Below are 6,842 nucleotides of genomic sequence, written 5' to 3' on the forward strand. Positions count from 1 at the left end.
GCTGTGCTGTGGCTCAAACACGGGTACCGCGGCGCATCCGCGACCAGCGATGCACGGGCCACATGTCTTGGTCTTCACCCCACCCGACCTCGCCGTTGATGCTCCAGCGAACGAGACTATTCACGTCGATAAAGGTATGGCGGTTGATAATGATGCGGTTCACTGGTTCACCAACGGCAACGATCTTGCGTCCTTCGGCGTCACTGGCGGCAAGCTCTATGCGTGTGATCCAGTGAGTCGCAGGATCACGTGAGACCCATCGCTCACCTTCAGTGAGGCGTATGACGTGCCCTTCGCGCATGAGAAAGCCGTAGGCAACAGGATTGCGGTCGGTGTCACCGTTTGTCACAGCCAGGAAACCATGCTTGGCACCTGCGACGCCAGTAACATAGGCTGCTTGACGTGGTCGATCTTCGGGCCGGCGTCCCCAGGTGCGATCACGAACCGCGAAGCAATCAATAGGAATGGTTTCACCATGCAGCACGAGTGAACCGTGCACGCGGCCAATTTGATCGAAGTGCGAAGCATGGCCGAAGGTCGACCCGGTGCTGGTTAAGGGTTCGGGCGCCATGACGCCGTCGAAGCGTAACGCAGCTTGCAGGCGATCTTTATCGCTGTAGCTGAGTTCATACGACAGGCAGGGCTCGATGACCCGTATCGAAACGCCGGTTGGTAGCGTGATGTTGTCGAGGTCTTGATCGCGCGGCAACGGTAACGCCGAATAGTTGGCTGAGTACAACACCTCCCACGGCAAATGGGCGGAATCGTCCCAGATCCACGCCCCGCCGGCGACGGTACCGATGTTGGGCCTCGCCATCGTATAGAACCAGCCACCCAAGCGTCGCTCTGGGTGACAAAACGAAAACCACGCAGTTTCCGTCGCCCACCAGTCGCCACCCATCTCTGCAAAGTGGAAGCGATCGTCACGGGCCATGAAAACTGGTTGGTTACTCATGTGTTTCTCCTCTGGGCGCAGACAAACTAGTGCCTTCTTGTAGCGGGGATTTACTTTCCTCGCAACAAAACATGTGAAATACAGTGAGACTGCCAGAAGGAGGAAATACTATGGTGAAAATCGTTATCTGTGTCACACGAAAAGCTGGACTCACGTGGGAAGAGTTCGATTCCTATTGGAAGAATCATCACAGCAAAGTGGTCACCAGCGTGCCAGAATTCACGCGTCACGTGCGCAAGTACACTCAATGCCATCTCGTCAAAGGCGCGCTGCCACTCGGTGCTGCGGGACAGTACGATGGCATCGCCGAGTTGTGGTTTGACAGTGTTGCGGCGCTCGAAACGGCCTTTAACGAACCGCGCTACTTAGAGATCATTCGCCCTGATGAACTAAAATTTGCCGATCTCGGCAAGTGCCTATCGTTCATCACTGAGGAAGTGCACGTCATGTAGCAGAGTGAAGCAAAGAGCTTCTTTGCCGTACGGCCTCAGCCAGCGTATCCTGCGGAACCTCTATGGTGGTACAAGGCCTTTTGCCCGTGGTGGACCTTTCGCCTCGCCGTTCTGTTCAAGGACGGCGATCGCCTTTTTGATCAAGCGCACCATCTCACGAATTTCTGGTTGTGGCATGCCATCCAGGAGCTTTTGCGAAAACGCACGCCCTTGTGCGGTCATGGTCGACAGAAACTGCTCCCCTTTCGGCGTCAACGACACGCGTTTTTCACGCCCTGAATCACGGTCGCCAACGACGCGCACGAGCTTCAACGGCGCACGAGCCAACGCGGCCAACGAGCGGGTAATCGTGGAACTGCTGGTTTCAAACCAAGACGCCAGCAGACGTTCGATGTCCTTCCGGCGCATACTGCCTTCCAGTCCACCTTCGGCGCGCATGAGCCACAGAATCGCGACTTGCTTGCGCGAGATCTGACCGCAGCGTAGTGTCTCTTCAAACCCGATGCCAATGCGATAATGCAGGGGTAGAAAAAGGGCCATCAAATCAGCGACCAGGTCGTTCTGCTCAGGACGTTTCATCTCTCTCATACGATAAATGATTCCTTGACTTCTCACTTCGTGATGTCTTCAATATTGCATTCTCTGTAGCGGGAATGCCGCGAGTTCGCAATGCTCAGCGCAACGCAAAAAATATAAACTTGCACATTGCAATAATTGTGGTATACAACCTTTCCACGATGCAAACGAAGGAGGTCGCGTGACCGGGCGAGAGATAACGTACGCAGTGCTTGCGGTCCTCGGAGTCGTTCTTCCCATGTATTACAACCTGCAGTACCTGGCTGCGGGTGGAAACCTCTTGGTCGACTTCTTTACCGTGCCATTGCAGAATGCCGTCACTGCCTCAGTACTGTTCGACCTCCTTATTGCCTTTGCAGCGTATAACGTCCTCCTGTTCAGCGACGGTCCACGCTTGGGCAGTGGCAAGTTCTGGCTTTGTATCGTCGTTTCGTGGCTGATTTCCTTTGCCGCGGGCTTACCCCTGTTTTTACTGCTCCGAGAGCGCCAGCTGCGCCTCGGACGTTAACGTGACCCGAAAAGGAGAAGTGTCAATGGACTACAATCCTATCGCACCCGAGGTGATGGATAATCCCTATCCATATTATGCGTACCTGCGCGAGCATGCGCCAGTCTACTGGATTGAGCCGATGCAAGCGTGGGCGCTGAGTCGGTACGCCGATGTCGACTTCGCGCTGCGTAACCCGCAGATCTATTCGTCCGCCGGCTTTACAGGGCAAACGCTGGGGGATCTGAATCCGACACCTGAGATTCCCTGGATTCTTGACATGAACCCACCAGACCATACACGCCTGCGTAAACTGGTGAATAAAGGCTTCTTGCCACGCATCATTCGCGCCCTGGAACCTCGCGTGCATGAGATTGCGCGACAGTTGATCGCCACATTACGGACGCAAAGCGAAGGTGATCTCGTACAAGGGTTGTCCGGCCCGCTTCCGACCACAGTGATCGCGGAAATGCTTGGCGTTGAAAGTGAACGGTTTGACGAGTTTAAACGCTGGTCGGACGACGTTGTCCTTGGGACCAGTCGCCCAACGGAGGAAGCCATACGTAGCCGTGTACGCCAGAGCGGGGCGGAGATGCGGGCATACTTTGAGCAGTCGATCGCGCGCCGTCGGCAGGAGCCAGGCGAAGATGTCCTGAGTGCCTTGGTGCGAGCGGAAGAGGAGCACGACACGCTCTCGTCAGCGGAAATCCTGGGCCTGGCCGTTCTGTTGCTCTTGGCAGGGAACGAGACCACGACCAACTTGATTGGCAATGGGGTACGCAATCTGTTGCGCCACCCGGCTGAGCTTGCCAAAGTGCGTGCTGATCGATCGCTGATTCCCTCGCTGGTGGAAGAAGTATTACGCTATGAATCCCCAGTGCAGTTGCTGCCACGCGTCACTACTCGTGAAGTCGCACTCGAAGGCGGGACGATTCCCGCAGGTGCTACGGTCTTTTTGCTACTGGCGTCTGCTAATCGCGATGAGCGGAAGTTCCCCGCGCCTGACCGTTTTGATGTGGCACGGAATCCCCAAGATCACGTGGCGTTCGGCTACGGCATCCATTATTGCCTGGGGGCACCGTTAGCGCGGTTGGAAGGACGCATTGCGTTCGAGTCGCTGCTGTTTGACTGCCCGGCCTTTACCACGAGGGAACCGTTACCGCAGATAGCCTCGATCATCGTGCGGGGGGTACAAACCTTACCATTGCAATTTGCTGCGTAAATGTGCGACTCGTAGTCAGTCCACTTAATTTTGAGGGATAGGGTTTCGTCATGCCCGCGCAGGCGGGCATCCAGGGAAATTCAGCAGTGGCCTGTCGTTAAGCCGCCTGGATTCCCGCATTCGCGGGAATGACGTCCCTTGAGTTATCCATCAAAACTTTCTGGACTATCTACTAGGTAAACTGTAGAGGGCGGGACATAGAAGAGGATCGCTACCTTCTTGATTGTGCGCCTCCTGCCTCTTGTCTCCCTTTACGTTTTACGCATTACGTATTACGAAAGAATGTCCACATTTCAGAAAAGGAGGGTGACATGCCACAGTTCGATACCATTATTAGAGGGGGGACAATTGTCGACGGTACGCGCGTACCGCGGTACAAAGCGGACATCGGCATTAAGAACGGCAAGATCGCGCAGATCGGCCGCTTGAATGCGAGCGATGCGGCAAAAGTGATCGATGCGACTGGATTGGTTGTCGCACCCGGCTTCATCGATCTGCACTGTCACTATGATGCGCAGTTACATTGGGACCCATACTGCACGATGGGCAGCTGGCACGGCGTGACTTCAGTCACGAATGGCAACTGCGGCTTTGGTTTCGCGCCGGTATTCCCGAGAGATGCAGAACGCGCGATGCGTTCGATGGAACGCAACGAAGCGATTCCGTTCCGGACCATGCAAGCGTCAATGGCGTTTGATTGGGAAACCTTCCCACAGTGGATGAATCACATCGATCGCATGCCGTTAGGGATCAATATCTCACAGCTTGTACCGGTCACGCCGTTGGTGGCGTATGCTATGGGTGGCTTTGCCGAAGCCAAGAAACGCTTACCCAATGAACAGGAAGTGCATAAGACCATTCAACTGTTCCACGAAGCGATGCAAGCTGGCGCCGTAGGGTGGGGCGCGCAACGTCTGTTCCCAGACAGCTTTGCTTCTGTGCAGCGCGACTACGATGGTTCGCCGATGATTTCCGATATCCTGCCAGATGATTTCTATCTTCAGATGGCGCGGGCACTGGGTGAGCACAATGATGGCTGTATCCAGCTCACGCAGGCGAGTGCGGCGATTCATAATCCAGAACGCGGCCCGAAATATGACTTCGATTTTAATGCCCGTTTGTCGGAAGAGAGTGGCCGACCAGTGTTGTACAACGCCATTGCGATTAACGACAAATATCCTGAGATGTTCCGCTCGCAACTCAAGTGGGTAGAAGAGGCCAATAGAAAAGGCATTCAGGTGTTTGCCCAGACCGCCTCGCGGCTGGCGACGAACCTCTCATTCACCTTTGAAGATTGGAACCTGTTCGACAACAGCGCAGTCTGGCGTGATGCGACCCTGGGCACGTTAGAAGAGAAGAAAGCCAAGCTGGCGAACCCTGGTATCCGGAAAGCCATCCGCGACGAGTACGACTCCGGCACAGTACCGATCGAAATCTTTGGTGAAGTGCCCAACTACACGCTCATCTCTACACAGAGTGCGCAGTACAAAAAGTATGAGAACATGACGATCAAAGAGATCGCCCAGCGCGAGAACAAGCACGTGCTGGATGCGATGCTCGATATCTCAGTGGCGGACGGACTGAAGACCGAGTGGCGTACTGACGTTATCAATCGCAATGAGAACTACACTCGCGAAGTGCTGAACTCACCGTACACCGTGCCAGGCGTGTCTGATGGTGGCGCGCATCTGAAGTTCATCGTTGCTGGTGCCTATCCGACGGAATTGCTCACCTGGATGGTGCGTGATGCCAACATGATCTCGTTAGAAGAAGCGCATTTCCGACTCAGTGCGTTGCCCGCGTGGTCGGCTGGCTTCAAGGATCGTGGAGTGCTCCGTGAAGGCTTGGCGGCGGACATCGTGGTATATGATTTGGCGAATCTGAAATCAGGACCCTGGGAGGTGCTCCATGACCTGCCTGCCAATGAATGGCGTCGTGTGGTCAAGCCCGAAGGCTATCGCTACATCATGGTCAACGGTGGCGTGACCTTTGAGGACGGCAAGTGCACTGGCGCGACAACGGGCAAGCTGTTGCGGCACGGGCGCGCGGCGTAACCTCTGGGAAAAGAAACGGAGACACGGAGAATGGGAGAACCGGAGACCGCTCCACCCTTCTGCTTCACCGATTCTCCGTTTCCCCGTTTCTCCGATTCAGTTTCTCGTCCTTCTTAATTGCCTATGCCGCTGCCTGTTGCGCTCGGACCCGCTTGAGCAACTCCTCGGTCTTCGTCACGTCTAGTTTTGCCCCGATCGCTTGTAACAGCGCTAACGCTTCTTGCAGGTAGCTCGCGGCCAATACCAAGTCCCCCGTCTGTTCGGCTATCGCGCCGAGTTCGCGTAACGCTTCCGCTTGGCCTTCTGGTACTTTGAGTTCGCGAAATAACTGTAACGCCTCTTGGGCATAAGCCTCTGCCTGTTTCGTCTCTTTCTGCATTTGTGCGAGCTTACTCAGCTCCGTGAACACATTCGCCTGGCCCTGGACACTGCCGACCTCGCGAAACAACTGCAACGCGTCGTGCTGATAGCGCTGGGCCGCGTCCAGCTCGCCCCGCACCCGCGCAATGCTCCCCAACGCGCTCATGGCATCGGCTTGGCCCTGGACACTGCCGACCTCGCGATACAACTGCAACGCGTCGTGCTGATAGCGCTGGGCCGCGTCCAGCTCGCCCCGCACCTGCGCAATGCTCCCCAGCTCAGTCAAGGCATAGGCTTGGCCCAGGCGATCACCGACCTCGCGATACAACTGCAACGCGTCGCGCTGATAGCGCTGGGCCGCGTCCAGCTCGCCCCGCACCCGCGCAATGCTCCCCAACGCGCTCATGGCATCGGCTTGGCCCCGGACACTGCCGACCTCGCGAAACAACTGCAACGCGTCGTGCTGAGAGCGCTGGGCCGCGCCCAGCTCGCCCCGCACCCGCGCAATAGTCCCCAGCTCACTCACGGCAAAGGCTTGGCACTGGACATCGCCGACCTCGCGAAACAACTGCAACGCGTCGTGCTGAGAGCGCTGGGCCGCGTCCAGCTCGCCCCGCACCCGCGCAATAGTCCCCAGCTCACTCACGGCAAAGGCTTGGCCCCGGACATCGCCGACCTCGCGAAACAACTGCAACGCGTCGTGCTGAGAGCGCTGGGCCGCGTCCAGCTCGCGCCG

General features: G+C 56.6%; 7 protein-coding genes. 4 read left to right on the forward strand and 3 right to left on the reverse strand.

The features are described 5' to 3' along the window. Positions 1-13: 13 nt before the first annotated feature. Entirely contained in the window at positions 14-955 is a 942-nt protein-coding gene (locus FJ147_11985; protein MBM4256600.1) for a hypothetical protein, read from the reverse strand. A gap of 110 nt (positions 956-1,065) precedes the next feature. Here FJ147_11985 and FJ147_11990 point away from each other — a divergent pair, with 110 nt between their 5' ends. Next, complete coding sequence (locus FJ147_11990; protein ID MBM4256601.1) at positions 1,066-1,407, forward strand: EthD family reductase; 342 nt, start codon at positions 1,066-1,068, stop codon at positions 1,405-1,407. Between the two features lie 60 nt (positions 1,408-1,467). On the opposite strand, the gene FJ147_11995 is transcribed toward FJ147_11990, so the two are convergent. Beyond that, a complete protein-coding gene (locus tag FJ147_11995; protein MBM4256602.1) occupies positions 1,468-1,995 on the reverse strand; it encodes a winged helix DNA-binding protein in 528 nt (175 codons plus the stop codon). A gap of 169 nt (positions 1,996-2,164) precedes the next feature. On the opposite strand from FJ147_11995, the gene FJ147_12000 reads away from it, so the two are divergent. The 3 genes from FJ147_12000 to FJ147_12010 all read left to right on the forward strand — a co-directional run bounded on the left by FJ147_12000 (position 2,165) and on the right by FJ147_12010 (position 5,746). Beyond that, a complete protein-coding gene (locus FJ147_12000) occupies positions 2,165-2,491 on the forward strand; it encodes a DUF2834 domain-containing protein (GenBank protein MBM4256603.1) in 327 nt (108 codons plus the stop codon). A 25-nt stretch (positions 2,492-2,516) separates the two neighbouring features. Beyond that, the gene (locus tag FJ147_12005) at positions 2,517-3,692 is read left to right on the forward strand and encodes a cytochrome P450 (protein MBM4256604.1); all 1,176 of its coding nucleotides are present in this window, start codon (positions 2,517-2,519) and stop codon (positions 3,690-3,692) included. 311 nt (positions 3,693-4,003) lie between these two features. Continuing rightward, on the forward strand, positions 4,004-5,746 hold the full coding sequence (locus FJ147_12010; protein ID MBM4256605.1) for an amidohydrolase family protein: 1,743 nt from the start codon (positions 4,004-4,006) through the stop codon (positions 5,744-5,746). A 121-nt stretch (positions 5,747-5,867) separates the two neighbouring features. Here FJ147_12010 and FJ147_12015 read toward each other — a convergent pair. Then, positions 5,868-6,842, reverse strand: a 975-nt coding sequence (locus FJ147_12015) for a tetratricopeptide repeat protein (protein ID MBM4256606.1), incomplete at its 5' end; no start/stop codon positions are given.

The sequence above is a fragment of the Deltaproteobacteria bacterium genome, from assembly GCA_016874775.1.
In the GTDB taxonomy this organism is placed as follows: domain Bacteria; phylum Desulfobacterota; class Binatia; order Bin18; family Bin18; genus VGTJ01.

What these genes read in the sequence shown, in the direction of transcription:
- FJ147_11985 (MBM4256600.1), bottom strand. Translation starts at nt 955, where the DNA reads ATGAGTAACCAACCAGTTTTCATGGCCCGTGACGATCGCTTCCACTTT.
- FJ147_12010 (MBM4256605.1), top strand. Translation starts at nt 4,004, where the DNA reads ATGCCACAGTTCGATACCATTATTAGAGGGGGGACAATTGTCGACGGT.
- FJ147_12005 (MBM4256604.1), top strand. Translation starts at nt 2,517, where the DNA reads ATGGACTACAATCCTATCGCACCCGAGGTGATGGATAATCCCTATCCA.
- FJ147_11990 (MBM4256601.1), top strand. Translation starts at nt 1,066, where the DNA reads ATGGTGAAAATCGTTATCTGTGTCACACGAAAAGCTGGACTCACGTGG.
- FJ147_11995 (MBM4256602.1), bottom strand. Translation starts at nt 1,995, where the DNA reads ATGAGAGAGATGAAACGTCCTGAGCAGAACGACCTGGTCGCTGATTTG.